The 18,795-nt window shown below is 68.7% G+C and carries 19 protein-coding genes; 5 read left to right on the top strand and 14 right to left on the bottom strand.

Annotated elements, in window-relative coordinates:
- Positions 1–61: 61 nt before the first annotated feature.
- The 6 genes from NGB36_RS29520 to NGB36_RS29545 all read right to left on the bottom strand — a co-directional run bounded on the left by NGB36_RS29520 (position 62) and on the right by NGB36_RS29545 (position 7,100).
- Positions 62–1,612, bottom strand: coding sequence for a type IV secretory system conjugative DNA transfer family protein (locus NGB36_RS29520; RefSeq protein ID WP_255923702.1), 1,551 nt, complete (start codon positions 1,610–1,612; stop codon positions 62–64).
- Positions 1,613–1,620: 8 nt separating this feature from the next.
- Positions 1,621–3,000, bottom strand: a complete 1,380-nt coding sequence (locus NGB36_RS29525; protein WP_255923703.1) for an ATP-binding protein — start codon at positions 2,998–3,000, stop codon at positions 1,621–1,623.
- 18 nt (positions 3,001–3,018) lie between these two features.
- The gene (locus NGB36_RS29530; protein ID WP_255923643.1) at positions 3,019–4,545 is read right to left on the bottom strand and encodes an SCO6880 family protein; all 1,527 of its coding nucleotides are present in this window, start codon (positions 4,543–4,545) and stop codon (positions 3,019–3,021) included.
- Positions 4,542–5,855 (bottom strand): hypothetical protein, encoded by a 1,314-nt coding sequence (locus NGB36_RS29535; protein WP_255923644.1) that lies wholly within the window; start codon positions 5,853–5,855, stop codon positions 4,542–4,544. The genes NGB36_RS29530 and NGB36_RS29535 overlap by 4 nt, the downstream gene beginning before the upstream one ends.
- The gene (locus NGB36_RS29540) at positions 5,845–6,678 is read right to left on the bottom strand and encodes a DUF8175 domain-containg protein (RefSeq protein WP_255923645.1); all 834 of its coding nucleotides are present in this window, start codon (positions 6,676–6,678) and stop codon (positions 5,845–5,847) included. Before NGB36_RS29540 ends, NGB36_RS29535 begins: the two co-directional genes overlap by 11 nt.
- Before the next feature lie 113 nt (positions 6,679–6,791).
- Entirely contained in the window at positions 6,792–7,100 is a 309-nt protein-coding gene (locus NGB36_RS29545) for a DUF8827 family protein (RefSeq protein ID WP_255923646.1), read from the bottom strand.
- A 277-nt stretch (positions 7,101–7,377) separates the two neighbouring features.
- Between NGB36_RS29545 and NGB36_RS29550 the strand changes: the two genes are divergently transcribed.
- Entirely contained in the window at positions 7,378–8,403 is a 1,026-nt protein-coding gene (locus tag NGB36_RS29550) for a C40 family peptidase (RefSeq protein ID WP_255923647.1), read from the top strand.
- Between the two features lie 194 nt (positions 8,404–8,597).
- Positions 8,598–9,305: a phosphatase PAP2 family protein gene (locus NGB36_RS29555; RefSeq protein WP_255923648.1), complete on the top strand. Its 708-nt coding sequence runs from the start codon at positions 8,598–8,600 to the stop codon at positions 9,303–9,305.
- A 3-nt stretch (positions 9,306–9,308) separates the two neighbouring features.
- Here the strand turns inward: NGB36_RS29555 and NGB36_RS29560 are convergent, their stop codons facing one another.
- Positions 9,309–10,847, bottom strand: a complete 1,539-nt coding sequence (locus tag NGB36_RS29560) for an FAD-binding oxidoreductase (protein ID WP_255923649.1) — start codon at positions 10,845–10,847, stop codon at positions 9,309–9,311.
- Between the two features lie 158 nt (positions 10,848–11,005).
- Entirely contained in the window at positions 11,006–11,203 is a 198-nt protein-coding gene (locus NGB36_RS29565) for a hypothetical protein (RefSeq protein ID WP_255923707.1), read from the bottom strand.
- A gap of 190 nt (positions 11,204–11,393) precedes the next feature.
- On the opposite strand from NGB36_RS29565, the gene NGB36_RS29570 reads away from it, so the two are divergent.
- The gene (locus tag NGB36_RS29570; protein WP_372509564.1) at positions 11,394–11,615 is read left to right on the top strand and encodes a hypothetical protein; all 222 of its coding nucleotides are present in this window, start codon (positions 11,394–11,396) and stop codon (positions 11,613–11,615) included.
- A gap of 49 nt (positions 11,616–11,664) precedes the next feature.
- Here NGB36_RS29570 and NGB36_RS29575 read toward each other — a convergent pair whose 3' ends face one another.
- Positions 11,665–12,003, bottom strand: a complete 339-nt coding sequence (locus tag NGB36_RS29575) for a metal-sensitive transcriptional regulator (RefSeq protein WP_255923650.1) — start codon at positions 12,001–12,003, stop codon at positions 11,665–11,667.
- Positions 12,004–12,244: 241 nt separating this feature from the next.
- Here NGB36_RS29575 and NGB36_RS29580 point away from each other — a divergent pair, with 241 nt between their 5' ends.
- Together NGB36_RS29580 and NGB36_RS29585 are read left to right on the top strand one after the other, a co-directional pair.
- Entirely contained in the window at positions 12,245–12,865 is a 621-nt protein-coding gene (locus NGB36_RS29580) for a DUF47 domain-containing protein (protein WP_255923651.1), read from the top strand.
- Positions 12,866–12,870: 5 nt separating this feature from the next.
- Complete coding sequence (locus tag NGB36_RS29585) at positions 12,871–13,866, top strand: inorganic phosphate transporter (protein ID WP_255923653.1); 996 nt, start codon at positions 12,871–12,873, stop codon at positions 13,864–13,866.
- Positions 13,867–14,013: 147 nt separating this feature from the next.
- On the opposite strand, the gene pstB is transcribed toward NGB36_RS29585, so the two are convergent.
- The 5 genes from pstB to NGB36_RS29610 all read right to left on the bottom strand — a co-directional run bounded on the left by pstB (position 14,014) and on the right by NGB36_RS29610 (position 18,792).
- Entirely contained in the window at positions 14,014–14,790 is a 777-nt protein-coding gene (pstB, locus tag NGB36_RS29590) for a phosphate ABC transporter ATP-binding protein PstB (RefSeq protein WP_255923654.1), read from the bottom strand.
- A gap of 31 nt (positions 14,791–14,821) precedes the next feature.
- Positions 14,822–15,895 carry a phosphate ABC transporter permease PstA gene (pstA, locus tag NGB36_RS29595; RefSeq protein WP_255923655.1) on the bottom strand — a complete coding sequence of 358 codons (1,074 nt, stop codon included), beginning with the start codon at positions 15,893–15,895 and terminating at the stop codon, positions 14,822–14,824.
- Positions 15,892–16,875 (bottom strand): phosphate ABC transporter permease subunit PstC, encoded by a 984-nt coding sequence (pstC, locus tag NGB36_RS29600; protein ID WP_255923656.1) that lies wholly within the window; start codon positions 16,873–16,875, stop codon positions 15,892–15,894. Before pstC ends, pstA begins: the two co-directional genes overlap by 4 nt.
- Positions 16,876–16,995: 120 nt before the next feature.
- Positions 16,996–18,117, bottom strand: coding sequence for a phosphate ABC transporter substrate-binding protein PstS (gene pstS / locus NGB36_RS29605; RefSeq protein WP_255923657.1), 1,122 nt, complete (start codon positions 18,115–18,117; stop codon positions 16,996–16,998).
- A 225-nt stretch (positions 18,118–18,342) separates the two neighbouring features.
- Positions 18,343–18,792: an NUDIX hydrolase gene (locus NGB36_RS29610; protein WP_255923658.1), complete on the bottom strand. Its 450-nt coding sequence runs from the start codon at positions 18,790–18,792 to the stop codon at positions 18,343–18,345.
- Between the last annotated feature and the right edge of the window lie 3 nt (positions 18,793–18,795).

The raw sequence follows: 18,795 nt of genomic DNA on the forward strand, positions 1-18,795 counted from the left end.
TTGAGAAAGAAGCCCTTCCTGGGGAGTGATCCCCAGGAAGGGCTTCTTCGCGTTGGCGTCGTCAATCGTCCACCGTCAGACGGGTCTTGGCGGCCTGCCAGATGTTCTGGGCCTCGCGGGCCGGCCAGCGGTGACGTGCCTGTTCCTCGGAGCGGAGGACGGCCAGCACCGGGATGCCCATGCCTGGTCCATCGGCCATCAGCACGGGGAGCTCAGGGATCGGGGCGATCGAGGCGACGTCGTCGAGGACGCAAGTGAGTGGTGGGTCGAGCCGACCGGGGGATGACCCTGCGGCCATGCGCCGGCCGTGCTCGACCACGCTGGAGACAAGTGCGGTGAGCAGCGGCATCGCACCTGGGTCGGTCCGCGGGTCCTCCCGCGACGTGCCGACTACATATAGCGTTCCCCGGTCGTTTATAAACGATTCCAGATCGAGGGCATCGGAACGACCCGGGTTGCACGCGTCCCTGATGTGGATCGAGTTGAGTCCCGACAGCGCCTTCTGGATCAACTCCTGAGCATCGTCGCGGCGTTCGGGATGCGCGTGCAGTGTGGCTTCGAGCTCGCCACTCCATCCTGAGGCGGCGTCACGCGCGGTGCGCAGGACGCGCACGGCATCGCCGATCCCCGTTCCCGCGGCCCAGCGATGCAGTTGACGGAACGGCAGACCGTCCACGGCGGCAGCGTGCAGCCAGCACCGCAGCAGGGTGGCGGCGGCGTCGTTGGTTGTGACGTCGTGGGTACGCAACGGCGCAAGGAGGGCACGGGCGCGGCCCGCCGCCACCTCTGGGGCGTCGCAGCCGCTGTGCGGGGCCCAACGCAGCCGGTCGGGGGTGTCGAGCAGGTGCTCGGGGTCGAAGATGTGCACTGGGCCGAGCTTGGAGCGGTTGCCGACCGTCTGTTCCCAGGTGGTGGCGTCGGCGCAGGTGACGACGACTGGGCCTTCGCTGTCCAGGACAGCGGGCTGAATGATGCGCTTGCCCTTGTCGCTGCGCGGCCCGGCGAAGAGCACATGAGAGCCGGTGAGTTGGGATTGGGTCCGGGGTTCGGGAAGAGCAACGGTCTGCGGGGCTTGCGGGACCTGGGGGGCTTCGGGGAGGCCCGGCGCCGGCTGTGGCGCCGCAGGCCTGCCCTCCGCTACGGGGGGGTGCGCTTGCGGCGACGGCTCCGTTCGCGCAGCCGAACGAGTTCGGCCGTTCCCCGGTTGGCGCGCGGCGGCCCGTACCGCACGCAGGCGGGTGAGCGTTCCGATAGCGAAGACGCCAAGGACGATCAGCACCATCAGCTGGCCGAGGAGGACGCCCCAGAAGAGGCCGGGCCGTGGCAGGTCGGTCGCCGGGACGCCTTGCCATGCGGCCGACATGTCCTTGGGGTTGCTGAGGAGTTGGCGCATCGCCTCCGGGGTGTTGGTGAAGTGGAGATCGTGCGGCCAGTGGCCGTTCGCGAGCAGGCCGGCGAGGCCAGTGGCTGTCCACGACAGGACGGTGATGCCGAGGAGGAAGCAGATGAGGGCCACCAGCAGCCCGTCCGGGATGCCGCCTTCGCCGCGGCTCCACCAACCGCCACGGCGAGGGGACCACGACGGGCCGCCCTGGCCGCTGCGTGGGTCCATGACCATTGCTACGCCACCACGTCGTCGGTGAGCTGCTTCGTCAGTGACACCTCGGCCTCCGTACGCTCCTTGCTGATCGTCGTCTGCGAACCTTCGGTCATCGCACGGTCGGTGTAAACGAGCGGGCGTTCCGTCTCCGTGATCAGATGCTTGACGACCTGCACATTGCCGTTGACGTCCCAGACCGCGATGCCGGGGGTGAGGGTCGGGATGATCTCCACCGCCCAGCGCGGCAAGCCGAGCACGCGTCCCGTTGCGCGTGCCTCGTCGGCCTTCTGGGCGTAGATGGTCCGTGTCGAGGCCATTTTCAGGATTGCCGCGGCCTCCTTCGCGGCGGCGCCGTCGACGACGTCCGAGAGATGGTGGACGACGGCGACGAAGGAGAGGCCGAGCCGCCGGCCGAACTTCAGCAGCCGTTGGAAGAGCTGGGCGACGAAGGGGCTGTTGATGATGTGCCAGGCCTCTTCGACGAGGAAGATGCGCTTGACGCGATCCGGCCTGATCCAGGTGTGTTCGAGCCAGACACCGACGATCGCCATGAGGATCGGCATCGCGATCGAATTGCGATCGATGTGCGAAAGATCGAAAACGATCAGCGGTGCGTCGAGATCGATCCCGGCGGTCGTTGGGCCGTCGAACATACCGCGCAGGTCGCCGTCGACGAGACGGTCGAGGACGAGGGCGACGTCCAGGCCCCAGGCGCGGACGTCCTCTATGTCGACGTTCATCGACTCCGCGGATTCCTTCACCGGATGGCGGAGGCGTTCGACGATGTCGGTGAGGATCGGCTGGCGGTCGGTGATCGTGTCGTTCACGTACGCATGAGCGACTTTGAGCGCGAAACCTGATCGTTCGTCCAGACCGCGACCCATGGCGACTTCGATGATCGTTCGAAGTAGAGCGAGCTGACCGGTCGTGGTGATGGCCGGGTCGAGTGGGTTGAGCTTGATGCCGCCGTCGAGGGCCGACATCGGGTCGAGGCGGATCGGGGTTATCCCGAGCTGCTCGGCGATGAGGTTCCATTCACCGACGCCGTCCTCGCCCTGCGCGTCGAGAACGACGACCTGGCGGTCGCGGAAGCGGAGCTGGCGCAGGACGTACGTCTTCTCCAGCGCGGACTTGCCGTTGCCGGACTCGCCGAGCACCAGCCAGTGCGGGGCGGGGAGTTGTTGACCGTAGAGCTGGAACGGGTCGTAGATGTAGCCCTTTCCGGAGTACACCTCCCGGCCGATGATCACGCCGGAGTCGCCCAAACCGGGCGCGGCAGTGGGCAGATAGACGGCCTGGGCCTGACCGGTGGAGGTGCGGACGGGCAGGCGCGTCGTCTCGACCTTGCCGAAGAGGAAGCTGGTGAAGGCATCGGTGAGGGCGGAGAGCGGATCCAGCATGGCCATGGCGCAGCCTCCTCAGCGGCGGATGCCGGTCGCGAAGGGCAGGGTGTTGACGAACGCCCGGTGATGTTCGCGATCGCACCACTCCAGTTTGAGGTAGCTTTTGCCCGCGGAGGCGCGGATGGTGCGTTTGTCGCGGGCGAGCGCCTCGGGGGAGCGCGCGGAGACCGTGATGTAACCGACGAGGTTGACGCCTGCGGCGCCGGCGGCGAGGTCCTCGCCGCGCTGGTCAACGCGGCTGTGGTGGGCGACGTCCCGCGGGTCGACGACGCGGTTCATCTTCGCCGCGCGGCTCGCCTCTGCGTCGTCGTTGGTCTTCTCGGTCAACATGCGTTCGATCGCGACATCGGTTGGCTCGAGGTCCATGCAGACAGCGACGGTACGGATGACGTCCGGGGTGTGGACGAGTAGCGGAGCGAGGAAGTTGACGCCCACGGGGGTCAGCGGCCACTCCTTGATCCACGCGGTGGCGTGGCACCACGGCGCGCGCGTCGACGACTCGCGCGTCTTCGCCTGCAGGTAGGTCGGCTCGGTGGCGTCGAGCTCGGCCGGCCAGGCGTTGCGGCGCGTCATGGCCTGGATGTGGTCTATGGGGTGGTCCGGGTCGTACATGGAGTGCACGAGCGAGGCGAGGCGGGCCTGGCCGAGTGGCTGGCGGACGCGGATGTCCGCCTCGGTGAGGCGCGCGCAGATGTCGTTCAGCTCGCGGGCCATGACGACGGCGAGGCCCTCGTCGCGGCTGTGGCCGGTGGCGCGCGCCATGGCGGTGGCCTCGGCGGCGAGTTCGCGGGAGTAGTGCATGCATGCGACGAGGTAGGCGCGGTGCTGCTCGGACGAGGTGGAGACCATCGACTGCAGCTGGTCGTACGAGCTGCGCAGCCACTGCGGGGATTTCGGGTCGCCGCGTCGTTCGACGTCCTTGGCGTGGGCGTCGGGGTCGGCGGGCAGGGTGCGGGCGAGCATCTGCAGGCGGGTGACGAAGCCGTCGCCGTTGGCGACGTGCTTCAGCAGCGTGCCGAAACGCTCCACCAGGGCCTCTTGGTCCTCGCTGTCGCGCAGGCCCACGCCGGGTCCTTCGATCTCGATGGCGGCGGTGGCGGTCCTGTGGTCGAGGTGGAGGAGGACGGCGATCTCGTCCGGGCCGAAGGGCGCGGAGAGCCAGGTGATCCGGCCGATGCCGGGCGGCGGGCCGACCTCGACCTCGCGTCCGTCGAGGCGGGTCCCGGCCTCCGCGGCGCCGGAGCGGTAGGCGGCACCGGCGCGCAGGGTGCGGCGATAGGTGCGGTTGATCTCGAACCAGCGGTAGAAGGTGCGGTGCCGGTACGGCATGAAGACGGCGGCGAAGGCGAGGAGCGGGAAGCCGACGAGGCCGGCGATGCGCAACGGCAGGAACGGGATGAGCAGCCCGCAGCCCATGCCGAGACCGGCACCGGCGACGATGAGCGCGATCTCACCGGTTTCGCGGTTCCTGCCGACGATGGCATTGGGCCGGGCCTTGCCGATGAGATACGTACGGCGCTGGGCGATCGGCTGGGTGGTCATGTCCGGTCCCCTCGGGTCCCTCGGTTACTGACGTTCGACGTGCGCGGGGCGGGAGTGGCGGGTGCGGGGGTGGGTGCCGGAGGGGACTTCGGGGTGGGCGCGGTGCCACCGCGCGAGCTGTGGGCGGCGATGCCACCGCTGACGGCGCCGGCGGGCCGATCGCCGCTGCTGCCGCTGCCGTTGGCCTGTTCTTGCGGGCCGCGTGCGCTGTGGGTCTTGATGCCCTGTTTGACGAGGGCGGCGGGCGAGGAGATGAGAGCGGCGCCGGGGGAGCCCGCTGCCTTGTGGTCGCCGCGCAGTTTCACGACGTCGTCGCCGAAGCCCGGGACGAAGCGGTAGATCATCGCGCTGGCGAAGATGGCGAGGAAGATGATCGCGAGGCCGGAGACGACGGCGGAGAACGAACTGGGCCCGCCGGAACCGGAGAGCGCGCCCGCGAGCCCGAGCACGATGACGATCACCGGCTTGACGAGGATCACGGCCAACATGATCCCGGCCCAACGGCGCACGTGGTGCCACATGTTCTTGTCGACAAGGCCTGCGTAGACGGCGGTGCCGAGCAGCGCCCCGACGTAGAGGAGTGCGGCACGGATGACGAGTTCCAGCCAGAGCACGCCTGCGGCGAGCACGGAGACGAGCGAGACGACGATCAGCATGATCGGGCCGCCGCCGATGTCGTTGCCCTTCTTGAGGGCGTCGGAGAACGCGCCGAAGAACATGTCCGTGTGCGCGCCCGTACTGGTGCCGAGGACTTGCGTGACCGCGTCGACGGCGGAGACGACGGTGTACAGGATGAGCGGGGTGAACGCGGAGGCGAGAACGGTCAGCCAGAGGAACCCGACGGCTTCGGTGAGCGCTTCGGTGAGCGGCACGCCCCGCACGGCACGTTTGGCGACGGCCAGCAGCCACAGCACGAGGGTGAGGATCGTGGAGGCGGCGAAGACGACGGCGTACTGGCGGAGGAACGTGGTGTTGGTGAAGTCGACCTGGGTGGTGGAGGTGATGGCGCTGGAGAGCTTGCCGATGATGTAGGCGGCGGCGGTGGCGCAGCCCTTGGCGAGCGAATCGAGCGGGTCGAGCGCGGAGGGCAGGCCGGTGGTGGTCGGGGTGGTGACGCCGCTGCCGCCGCCGGTGTTGCCGCGTTCGCAGTACGCCTGGGCAGGGCCCACGATGAGGCTGCACGAGTCCTTGGTTGAGCTCGGGCTGGGCGACGGAGCCGCTACGGCTCGGGATGCGAGAAGGACGGCGGTGGTCTGGACCCCGATCAGCACGGTGGCAAGCGAGAACGCGTGGCGACGGCTACCTGGCATAAGTGAAGCCTCCGTACTGCTCGACGGCCTTTGTGATGTCGTCGGCGCTGGACGCGGTGTTGTCACCTGCGATGGGAGCCGGGCCGCTCGCCTGGGAGAAACTGTCGACCTTCCAGTCGTTCTCCGTCCACCTCAGGCCCAGGGTCATGGTGAACCAGTCGCTGGTGACCGGCTTGGTCGAACCGACACCGGCGGTGCCGTAGAGGCCGGTGCACCATACCTGCACGGTGGCGGTGTCACCGCTGTATGCGGACGTTGTCGTGCCGATCGGCACGGTGCGCGAGATGTAGGTCTGACCTTGTGGCGCGTCGCCGTTCGGGTCAAGCCCGAGCTTGGCGAGGAAGTTCGTGTTGTACGCGGCGTCCAGCTTCGCCTGCAGGGCACTGGTGGTGTCAGGTGTGAACAACTGCTGGACTATCTGGTGCCGTTGGTCGGGCTTCAGGATATTGGCGGATACGAGCGCCACCGCGTAGTTAGCCGCCGCCGACTGTGCGCCCTCGCCGGTGTGGGGGAAGCCGGTGGCGATGCCGGTCGTCTGGCCGGTGACCGGGCGTTGGCCCGTCGGGGCCGTTGCCGTCGCGTCGGGGGCCTTGGCGCCCGTGCCCGTGTCGCCGCTGTCGGCGGAGCCGGGGGATCCGGATCCGCCTCTCGTGGCGAACGCCAGCGCCGCGATGAGCAGGACCACGACGCCGACGACCGTCACCAGCGACCGCGAGGTACGGACCGGTGGTCGGCGCGCAGACGGGTCGCCTTCGGGCAGGCGGGTGCGCGTCGTGCCGTCGGGGTCGCCGTCCGGTTCGAGGTGGCTCGGGTGAGTGGGCATCAGCACGCAGCCTTGGTGAGGGTGGCGGGCCTGGGACGGGCCCTCGATATAGGTGATAGGCGATGGGTGATGGGGCGGCTGGGAAGAGAGGTGAGTTGGGGGTGTGGCCGGGCTCAGACCGCCATCCCGTACACGATGGTGAACAGGGTGCCGAGCGAACCGATGATGAACACGCCGGTCAGCCCCGCGATGATCAGGCCCTTGCCCTGCTCGGCACTGAAGGTATCGCGTAGCGCCGTCGCGCCGATCCGCTGCTTGGCCGCGCCCCAGATGGCGATGGCCAGGCAGAGCAGGATGGCTGTCGCCATCACCACCTCGACCATTACCCGTGCCTCGTTCCCGAGGTTGCCGAAGGGCCCCCAATTGGGTGCGATTCCACCGATGATGGTGTTGATGTCGCCCTTCGAGGCTGCCAGGAACATGGATAACTCACCGCCCCGCATGATCAGTTGGGACCCTTGCAGGGGCGCAAGGGTCCAGACTCTATATTGGCCGACGTTGCCGCTGGTGTATGTCGACTCAGCGACTTTATCGGCGGATTCCGCGTGTGATCCACGACGTAGCGTCCACACTGGTGCGCATGGCCGGTGTCCGCTGGGGCGCCGGACATCACCGTGTGTATCACGGGCATGAGCTCAGAGCAATGATCCGCGGTCGGGCAGACGGTCGGCCCGGCGGTCAGGGAGGGGTTGGGCGGGGATGGGCGGGACGACCACTCGCAAGGCCTGGCTCGCCGTCACCGTCGTCGCCGGGGTGTGCTTCTCGTTCCTCGCGCTGCTCGTCATCGGTACGTACTCGGCGGCGGCTTCGCTCTTCGGGAGCACGCAGGCGGCCGTCGGGCTCGCACCGGGCACGGTGCCCGCCGCGTACCAGTCGCTGGTGCAGCGGTGGGGCACCATGTGCTCCGCGATAAGCCCGCCGCTCCTGGCGGCCCAGCTGTACCAGGAGAGCGGCTGGAACCCCTCTGCCCAAAGCTCGGCGGGGGCGCAGGGGATAGCGCAGTTCATGCCCGGCACCTGGGCCACTTACGGCCTCGACGCGAGCGGCGACGGCACCGCGAATGTGTGGGACCCGGCGGACGCGATCCCGTCGGCAGCGGCCTACGACTGCGAACTGGCCAAGGACGTCAGCAGCGTGCCCGGCGACACCACCGACAACATGCTCGCCGCCTACAACGCGGGCGTCTACGCGGTCATTCAGGCGCATGGTGTGCCGCCGTTCGGCGAGACGCAGAACTACGTCAAGTCGATCCGCACCCTCGCGCAGAGCTTCTCCGCCCCCGTCGGGGCGCTTGCGGTCTCGGAGCAGGCGGCCGGCGCCATCTACTACGCGCAGTCCAAGCTGGGCACGCCATATCTCTGGGGTGGTACGGGCACGGCCGCCGAGGGCGGTCGGTTCGACTGCTCGGGGCTGACCCAGGCCGCGTACGCGTCGGTCGGCATCCAGCTGCCGCGTGTCGCCAACGACCAGTGGAACGCGGGACCGCATCCCTCGCGCAGTGAACTGCTCCCCGGTGACCTGGTGTTCTTCGCCACTGATCTGAACGATCCGCGGTCCATCCACCATGTCGGGATTTATGTCGGAGGCGGGTACATGATCGACGCTCCGCACACAGGGGCGACGATCCGCTTCGACCCGATCGACGAGCCGGACTACATCGGTGCGACCCGGGTGACGCAGGCGGGCGCCGCAGCACTGCCCACGGCGCTGCCCGGCTCGCGGTGACTGGCTCGCGGGCGCCGGGCTCACGGTGACTGTCGGTCAACCAATGACCTCGGCGTGCCGCGTGGGGTCTCCCTTCGGTAACTTCCTGGTGATCATCCGGTAAGGACTGAACCTTTCTCGCCCTGTGGACCGTTCAATGGAATGGGAACGTGGCGGTCCGGGCGAACGGCTCGAATGGCTAAGGGGTGCACTGGATGGCTGAGCTCGCGTTCGATGGCGCCAACCCCGATACCGGCTTGCTCTACAACATCAACGATGTCGCCAGGGCCGCTCCGGGCTGGCTCGACCGTACGCTGGTCTTCCTCGGCCAGTACGGACTGATCGCGGGGATGGCGCTGCTGGTGCTGTGGTGCTGGTGGCGGGTGGCCAGGCGGCAGGGCGAGAGCGCGCCGACGGCGGTGGCCGGGGTGGTGTGGGCGGTGCTCGCCGCCGTGATCGCGCTGTCGTTGAACGGGCCGATCAGCGGGCTGGTCCAGCGGCCGATGCCGTTCGTGGATAACGAGAACCTCGATGTGCTGCTCAACGTCCACGGCCCGACGGGCTATTCGTTCCCGAGCACCCGGGCGACGCTGACGATGGCCGTCGCCGTCGGGCTCTACATGGTCAACCGCAGGGCAGGTCTTGCCGCGCTCGGGCTTGCGCTGCTCGAAGGCTTCACACGGGTCTTCATGGGGGTGCAGTATCCGACCGATGTGGCCGGCGGCTACGCCCTGGGCATGGCGACGACGTTGCTGCTCGCGCCGCTCGCCATGATGCTGCTCGTGCCGATGACGAAGGCCGTGGTACGCAGCCGCGCGCGCTTTCTCGTACGGTCCGGCAAGCGGCTCGCCGCCGCGGGGGTACGAGGTGAGCCACGGCAGCGGCCCGAGCCGTCGATGCGCGAGAAGGACTTGGCGGCATAAGACCTAGAGAGCCTGGGGGAAGTCGAAGAGCCGCTCCGGGTCCCACTGGTGCTTCAGCTGCGTCAGGCGGCCGGCAGCGGCGCCGTAGTAGGCCCGGCGCCAGTCGGTGAGCGCCGGGTCGGTGTAGTTCTGGTACGCCTCGCCCGATGCGTAGGGGCGCATCGCCGCGTAGAGGCCGTTCAGCCACGAGCCGTTGCTCAGCGCGCCGGAGGCGATGTACTGGGCGAGGAAGCGCGAGCCGCGGTGGACGAACGCGGTGGCGGTCGGCGCGACCCTGTTCACCGCGCCGCCCAGCGCCGTCAGGGCGACGCTGCCCGCGCCCCCGCCGCCGGCCGAACGCAGCCGCTCCACCCCGGCGACGAGGGCGGCGGCCCCGGACGCCGGGAGCGAGCGGGCGTAGAAGTCGGAGCGCGCGGTGTAGGTCTCGCGGGCGAGCCGGCCGGTGGGGGTGCGGCCCGGCGTGGTGCCGGGCAGATGGCATTGGGTGGGTGAGCGGTCGGTGCAGCCCGCGTAGGCGTTCATCGCCTCCAGGTAGGTGTGGCGGCGCAGCGAGACGGAGGTGGCGCGCCCGCCGATGCGGAAGACCAGCTGGTCGACGGCGCTCGCTAGGTCGTCGTACGAGCCCAGCGAGAAGGCGGCGACGGAGAGCGAGGGCGCGCCGCCCGTCGCGCAGTCCAGGTGGAGCGAGGACCAGATCTCGTCCCGCTGCGACGGCCCCCACGCCTGCCATGCGCCGATCGCCGCGGCCGCTGTGGACCAGGGGAGGGTGACGTAGGCGGTGACGCAGTCGGGTGCGGGGTGGGTGCGGAAGCGCAGCTCGGTCACGACGCCGAAGTTGCCGCATCCGGCGCCGCGAAGCCCCCAGAACAGATCGGGGTTGGTGCGGGCGTCGGCGGTGACGGTCCGGCCGTCGGCGGTGACGAGGGTGGCGCCGGTGAGGTTGTCGCAGGTGAGTCCGTAGGCACGCGCGGCGACGCCGTGGCCGCCGCCGAGGGCGAGTCCGGATACGCCGACGGTGGGGCACGAGCCGGCGGGGATCGTCACGCCGCGTGCGCCGAGGGTGTTGTAGACGTCAATGAGTTTGGCGCCTGCGCCGATCGTCGCGCTGCCGGTGGAGGTGGTGACGGCGGCGAGGTTGGAGACGTCGATGACGAGGCGCCCGGTGCCCGAGGACCAACCGGCGTAGGAGTGGCCGCCGTTGCGGACGGATACGGGGATGCCGCTGCGGCGGGCGAAGGCGAGGCACTCGGTGATGTCGGCGGTGCCTGCGACATAGGCGACGGCCGCCGGACGCAGGCCGTCGAAGCGGGTGTTGTACAGGCGGCGGGCGATGTCGTAGCGGGCGTCGCCCGGGCGTATGAGGGGGCCGTGCAGGCCGCGGGCGAGCGCGTTCCAGTCGGTGCCCGGGCGTACGGTGCGGGCTTGCGCGGTCGTGGTGAGCCGCGGGGCGTCGGGCTGTTGGTCGGTACTTGCGCAACCGGTCAGCCATGCGCCGGTGGCGAGGGCGGCGCTGCCGCGCAGTACGGTTCGCCGGTCGGCCATGCGGGCCGCCTCTCGTGGATTCCTGTGCGTCGGATGTGTGTCCGATGGCAGGGATGCACAAGAGGCGGGCGGCGGTTCCCGGGAGTCGCGAGCGGTAAGGCGTCAGGCGCCGAGCCTTCCTCTCGGTCGGATCGGTCGGATCGGTCGGATCGGTCGGCTCAGGTGGTGTCGGCGTCCGCGTGCTCGGATGCGTCCAGGCGTGCTCGGTCGCGGGCCCTGCGCGCCGGGCCGTGCCAGCCGCAGCAGCAGTGGGCGGTCGCGAAAGAACCCCATTCCGTGACGGTGGTGTAGTGGTGGATGGGCTCGATGCCCTGGTCGGCGTCGGATTCCGGTGCGTCGGCTTCTAGGTTGAGCACGCGAACAACGCTACCGGCGATACCCGGACAACGGGACCGCCGCCGTGGCAAAGCCCGGATAATGCGGATATCTATTCGGGAAAGAACGATCCGGCCGAGGGTGGCCGGCCGAAATGGTCCGTACGTGCCATGCGCCGCACCTGTGTCCGTCCCTAGTCTGGAATTCCCGGCCTGGGGCTCGGACGAGGAGGTGGTGCACGTGGCGTCGTCGTGTGGTCCGCACGCAACGGACCATCAGGACCACGTGGCCCTCGCCGAGATCGAGCTGTGCTCGGAGCTGATGATCGCGGCATCGGCGGTGGACGACGACGCGCGGCTCAGCCCCGCCCGTATCGACGAGGTGCTCAAGGTGGACCACGGCGCCCGCGTGCCACCCCAGGGGCGGCACGCGGGCGCTGACCGGACGCGCTGACCCGGCGGGCTGACCGGACCCACAGCCGCCGCTACGTGCGCAGCCGCCGCTACGTGCGCAGCAGGCGCGCGATCGCCGCCGTCGCCTCGGCGACCTTGTCGTTGGCCTCGGGGCCGCCCTGGAGTGCCGCGTCCGCCACGCAGTGCCGCAGGTGCTCCTCCAGTAGCTGCAGGGCGAAGGACTGCAGCGCCTTGGTGCCGGCGGAGACCTGGGTGAGGATGTCGATGCAGTAGACGTCCTCCTCGACCATGCGCTGCAGGCCGCGGATCTGGCCCTCGATGCGGCGCAGCCGCTTCAGATGCTGATCCTTCTGCTTGCTGTAGCCGTACGGGCCGTGCGGCGCCGGAGCCTGTGGCGTCCCGGCCGTCTGGTCGCCGACCGTCGTCATCGTGTCCTCCGTCCGCCCGTTTCCCGAGGGTCCGGCCATTCCCGGGCGTTCCACCCGTTTCATGGAGCTCGGCCCGATATACCCCCTGCGGGTATATCCTAGCCGAATCGGCCTTGGGTGCGACCCACCTGTATCGAGCACTCTGCCCCATGGGCGACACTGGGGGAACGCCGGTTCGCAGTGGCCGGACGATGCACCTAGCATCATCGAGACCGAATCCAGAGCACCCCGAGGACTCCCCGTGCGCCTTCGTCTGACCCCCAGGGAGACGAGCTTCTACGACATGTTCGCCGCCTCCGCGGACAACATCGTCACCGGTTCGAAGCTCCTGATGGAATTGCTCGGGGCGGACTCATCCGCACGCTCCGAGATCGCTGATCGGATGCGCGCAGCCGAACACGCCGGGGACGACGCGACACACGCGATCTTCCACCAGCTGAACTCCTCGTTCATCACGCCGTTCGACCGGCACGACATCTACAATCTCGCCGGCTCGCTCGACGACATCATGGACTACATGGAGGAAGCCGTTGACCTGGTCGTCCTCTACCAGATCGAAGAGCTGCCGAAGGGCGTCGAGCAGCAGATCGAGGTGCTGGCGCGGGCCGCGGAGCTGACCGCGGAGGCCATGCCGAACCTGCGCACGATGCAGAACCTCACCGAGTACTGGATCGAGGTCAACCGGCTGGAGAACCAGGCCGACCAGATCCACCGCAAGCTCCTCGCGCACCTGTTCAACGGCAAGTACGAAGCCATGGACGTGCTCAAGCTCAAGCAGATCGTGGACGTCCTCGAAGAGGCAGCGGACGCGTTCGAACACGTGGCGAATACGGTCGAGACCATCGCGGTCAAGGAGTCCTGAAACACGTGGGCACCTTCGCGCTAGTCGTCACGATCGGCGTCGCATTCTTCTTCACCTACACCAACGGCTTTCACGACTCCGCCAACGCGATTGCCACGTCCATCTCCACGCGGGCGCTGACGCCCAAGGCAGCGCTGCTGATGTCCGCGCTGATGAACATGGCAGGCGCATTCCTGGGCAGCGGCGTCGCCCAGACGGTCAGCAAGGGGCTGATCGCCACGCCGACCGGCAGCAAGGGGATGACCATCCTCTTCGCCGCTCTGATCGGCGCGATCACCTGGAACCTGGTCACCTGGTACTTCGGGCTGCCGTCGTCGTCGAGCCATGCCCTGTTCGGCGGCCTGGTCGGCGCCGCGCTCGCCGGGTCCAGCACGGTGCACTGGAACGGGGTGCTGGACAAGATCGTGATCCCGATGGTGCTCTCCCCGGTGGTCGGCCTGATCGTCGGCTACCTGGCGATGGTCGCCATCCTGTGGCTGTTCCGCAGGGCCAACCCGCGCAAGACCAAGCGCGGGTTCCGGGCGGCCCAGACCGTCTCTGCGGCGGGCATGGCGCTGGGCCACGGCCTGCAGGACGCCCAGAAGACGATGGGTGTGGTGGTGATGGCGCTCACCATCGCCGGAGTGCAGCGCGGCAGCGGCATTCCGATCTGGGTCAAGATCGCGGCCGCGGTGATGATGTCATTCGGTACGTACGCGGGCGGCTGGCGCGTCATGCGGACCCTCGGGCGCCGAATCATCGACCTGGAGCCGCCGCAGGGCTTCGCCGCCGAGACGACGTCGGCGACGATCCTCTACCTGACCTCCTACATCTTCACGGCGCCGATCTCCACGACCCACTTGATCACGGCGTCGATCATGGGCGTGGGCGCGACGAAGCGGCCCAAGGCGGTGCGCTGGGGCGTCGCCAAGAACATCGTGCTCGGCTGGATCATCACCATGCCGGCGGCCGCCGCCGTGGCCGCGCTGATGTTCGTGGTGGTGAACTTCGCCGTCGGCTGACGCCGGCCGCACAGCACCTCGTAACACCTCGCAACACCTCGTAACGCCTCGTAAAAGTAAGGGCCCGTCCCCTGGGTGAGGGGACGGGCCCGCGCCTACGCGGTGGCACCGCCATGCAGCACCGCGTCGGCGGCTAATGGCCGGATCTCAGCCGAACCGTCCGGAGATGTAGTCCTCCGTGGCCTGCACGGACGGGTTCGAGAAGATCCGCTCGGTGTCGTCGATCTCGATGAGCCTGCCCGACTCGCCCACGTGGGCCAGGTTGAAGAACGCGGTGCGGTCGGAGACGCGCGCCGCCTGCTGCATGTTGTGGGTCACGATGACGATCGTGAACTGCTCCTTCAACTCGCCGATCAGGTCTTCGATCGCCAGGGTCGAGATCGGGTCGAGCGCCGAGCACGGCTCGTCCATCAGCAGCACCTGCGGTTCGACGGCTATCGCCCGCGCGATGCACAGCCGCTGCTGCTGGCCGCCGGACAGGCCCGCGCCGGGCTTGTTCAGGCGGTCCTTGACCTCGTTCCACAGGTTCGCGCCCCTGAGCGACTTCTCCACGACGGCGTCGAGATCCCGCTTCTTCTTGGTGCCGTTGAGCCGCAGCCCGGCCGCCACGTTGTCGTAGATGGACATCGTGGGGAACGGGTTGGGCCGCTGGAAGACCATGCCGACGGTGCGGCGGACGGCGACCGGGTCGACCCCGGCCCCGTAGAGGTTCTCGTCGTCCAGCATCACCTTGCCCTCGACCCGGCCGCCGGGCGTGACCTCGTGCATGCGGTTCAAGGTGCGCAGGAAGGTCGACTTGCCGCAGCCGGACGGGCCGATGAAGGCGGTCACGGAACGCGGCTCCACGGTCATCGAGATGTCGTCGATGGCCTTGTGGTTCCCGTAGTAGGCGGTGAGGCCGCTGACGTCGATGCGCTTGGCCATGTGAATCACTTCTCTTCTGGTTCGCAGGCCGTCAGCGGCCCGTGGTCTTGGGGGCCTTCCATCGGGCGATGCCGCGGGCCACCAGGTTCAGGATCATGACGAAGGCGATCAGCACCAGCGCGGCCGCCCAAGCCCGGTCGTAGGCGTACTGGTTGCCGAGGGAGTACTGCTCGAACACGTAGAACGGCAACGAGGACTGGGCGCCACTGAACGGATTGTTGTTGATCAGCTGGTTGCCGAAGACCAGCAACAGCACCGGAGCGGTTTCGCCCGCGATACGTGCTACGGCCAGCATGACACCGGTCAGGATGCCACCGATCGACGTGGGCAGCACGACCCTGAGGATCGTGCGCCACTTCGGCACACCGAGCGCAAGGGCGGATTCGCGCAGCTCGTTCGGGACCAGCTTGAGCATTTCCTCCGTCGAGCGGACGACCACCGGCACCATCAGGATCGCGAGTGCGAGCGAGCCGGCGAAGCCGGAGTAGCCGAAGCCCAGGATGATGATCCAGAAGGACAGGATGAACAGGCCGGAGACGATCGACGGGATGCCGGTCATCACGTCGACGAAGAAGGTGACGACCTGCGCCAGCTTTCCGCGGCCGTACTCGACCAGATAGATGGCGGTGAGCATGCCGATCGGGACGGCGATCACCGAGGCGAGGCCGACCTGCTCCAGGGTGCCGATGATCGCGTGGTAGACACCGCCACCGGCTTCCGTGGGGATGATGCCGCCCATGGAGTGGGTGAGGAAGTCGGTGTTGAGGACCTTCAGACCGTCGGCGATCGTCGTCTCGACCAGGGAGTAGAGCGGGATCACGGCGACCACGAAGCACGCCCACACCAGGCTGGTGGCGACCCGGTCCCGGGCCTGGCGGCGGCCCTCCACACGTGCGGTGATCGCGTAGGTGCCGATCACGAAGAGGACCAGTGCGATCAGGCCCCACTGGACGTGGCTGGTGAGCCCGGCCCCGAGGCCGATGGCTGCGCCGAGGGCGACCGCGCCCACGGCGATGCCGAACGGTGCCCAGCGCGGCAGGCGCCGGTGCGTGAGCACCGCGTGCAACTGCGGGGAAGTCGGGGCGTCCTGGGTCACGGCGCTCATGCGTTGGCTCCCGAGTACTCCTTGCGGCGGGCGATGATCAGCCGCGCGGCGCCGTTGACCAGCAGAGTGATGACGAACAAGACGAGTCCGGAGGCGATGAGGGCGTCACGGCCGAAGTTCGTGGCCTCGCCGAAGTGGGAGGCGATGTTCTGGGCGAAGGTGCCGCCGGCCGGGTCGAGGATGTGCGCGGTCAGTACCGGGGAGGACGACAGCACGGTCGCAACCGCCATCGTCTCGCCGAGCGCGCGGCCCAGGCCCAGCATCGACGCGCTGATGATGCCGGAGCGCGCGAACGGCAGGACGGCGGTGCGCACGACCTCCCAACGGGTCGCGCCGAGAGCCAGGGCGGCTTCCTCATGGGCCTTCGGCACCTGCCGGAAGACCTCGCGGCTCACGTTGGTGATGATCGGCAGGATCATGATCGCGAGCAGGATGCCGACGGTGAACAGTGACCGCGCGGCCGTGCCGGGGTTGGACTGCTTGAAGACGACCGTCCAGCCGAGGTACTCGTTCAGCCACGCGGTCAGGCCCTGCATGCGCGGCACGAGATACAGGGCGCCCCACAGGCCGTAGACGATGCTGGGCACGGCGGCGAGCAGGTCCACCACGTACGCCAGCGCCCCGGCGAGTCGTCGCGGAGCGTAGTGCGAGATGAACAGGGCGATGCCGATCGCGACCGGGACGGCGATGACCATCGCGATGATCGAGCTGACGATCGTGCCGTAGGCGAGCACGGCTATGCCGAAAACCGGCGGGGTGGCGTCGGCGTTCCACTCGAACGTCGTCAGGAAGTTGCCGTGGTCCTGAGAGACCGCGCTGAAGGTGCGGAAGGTGAGGAAGGCCGCGATGGCGGCCATGACCAGCAGCAGGAGGATGCCGGAACCGCGGGTGAGACCGAAGAATATGCGGTCTCCGGGGCGGGTGACGGCACGTGGCTGACCCTTGGCTGGGGGAAGCGTTGCAGTTGGTGTCGCGTCCATTTATGGCTCCGGTCTGTCAGGGCTGGCGGGCCCAGTGGCGGTGCACCGGATGGGTAGTGGGCGGCCGGCCTTGCGGATTGGGGTCGTTCACAAGGCCGGCCGGCCCGGTGGCGGGCAGGGTCAGGACATAGCTGCGATCGCGGACTTGACCTTCTCCGCGATGTTGGTGGGCAGCGGTGCGTAGCTCTGGGAGGAGAGCGGCTGCTGGGCTGCCGGGGACACGATGTAGTTCAGGAACGACTTCGTCGCGGCCAGGGTCGCGGGCTTGTTGCCCTTGTCGCACACGATCTCGTTGGTGACGAGAACGATTGGCCATGCGCCCTCGGCCTTGGTGGCGTAGTTCAGCTTCAGCGCCAGGTCGCCGTTGGTGCCGACGATCTGCGCGTCAGCGATCGCCTTGGAGGCGGCGTCGGTGCTGATCGCGACCGGCGCGGAGGCACCGGTGTCCAGCTCCGCCGTCTGCAGGTTGTTGGAGGTGGCGTACGACAACTCGTCGTAGGCGATCGCGCCAGGAGTCTGCTTGACCCCGGCGGAAACGCCCTGCGAGCCCTGCGCGGACTGGCCGCCCTTGGCCTGCCAGGACTTGCCGCCGGAGTACGGCCAGTCGCTGGGCGCAGCGGCCTTGAGGTACTTGGTGAAGTTGTCGGTGGTGCCGGAGTCCTCGGTGCGGTGGAACGCCTGGATGGGCATCGAGGGGAGGTTGGCGCTCGGGTTGAGCTTCTTGATCGCCGGGTCGTTCCAGGTGGTGATCTGGGAGTTGAAGATCTTCGCCAGCGTCGGGGCGTCGAGCACCAGGTTCTTCACGCCGGGCAGGTTGTAGATGACCGCGATCGGGCCGCCGACCATGGGCAGGTCGATCGCCTGGCCGCCCTTGCAGACCGCCTTGGACTTCTCGATCTCGTCGGGCTTGAGCGGGGAGTCGGAGCCGGCGAAAGCGGTGCTGCCCTGCAGGAACTCGGTGATACCGGCGCCCGAGCCGGTGCCCTTGTAGTTGATCTGGGTGTTCGGGCAGGCCTGCATGTAGTTCTTGAGCCACTGGTTGATCGCGTTCTGCTGCGCAGTGGAGCCGGAGGCGAGCAGTTGGCCGCTGCCGTCGCACTTGATGCCGGAGGCGGAACTGGTCGAGCTGCCTGACGACGGGGTGTTGTTGTTGGAGCCACAGGCCGTCAGGACCAGGGCGCCGGAGACGGCCGCGGCGCCGACGGCCAGGGCGCGCAGCCCGCTCTTCCGCTGAAGCTTCACCTTCGAGTGTTCCTTCCTGGAGCCCGCCGGCGGACGGCGAAGCAGAGGGTTGGTACTGCCGTGTTCGTTCTGTGTTCAACCGGCAGCGGGCCCGCGCAAGGCACGGCGCTCACCGGTACGGCCGAAATTAGGCAGATCAGGTGAAGCGGCCGACGGGAGAGGGTGAACGCAAGGTGAACCTCGGCCATCGGGCCGTCGTACGAGCCAGGGGAGGGGACGCAGCGGTTACGTGATGTTGCCGAGCGTGCCCAGGGCCCGCATGAGCTCGTCGACGAGCGGCCGGTCGCGGTCGTACGTCAGGCGCCGCCGGGCCTCGGACGGTGGCAGCCACACCAGGCGGTCCACCTCGCGGTTGGGCACGAACGAACCCGAAACGGCCTGCGCCGCCCAGTAGCGGACCTCCTTGGGCCGGCCGGCCACCAGGTAGTGCGAGGAGGGCAGCGCGGGGCCGAGCACGCACTCCAGGCCCGTCTCCTCCCTCACCTCGCGCAGCGCCGCCTGCGCGAACGGCTCGCCCGGCTTCACCTTGCCCTTTGGGTGCGAGTAGTCGTCGTACCGGGGGCGGTGGATCAAGGCGATCTCCACGGACCCGTCGTAGGGCGAACGGCGCCAGACCACCGCGCCGGCCGCGCGGATGGTTTTCGAGGTGCCGGTCGCCGTCTGCCGGTCGGCCATGCC

Origin of the sequence: Streptomyces humicola (assembly GCF_024436035.1) — a bacterium.
In the GTDB taxonomy this organism is placed as follows: Bacteria; Actinomycetota; Actinomycetes; order Streptomycetales; family Streptomycetaceae; genus Streptantibioticus_B; species Streptantibioticus_B humicola.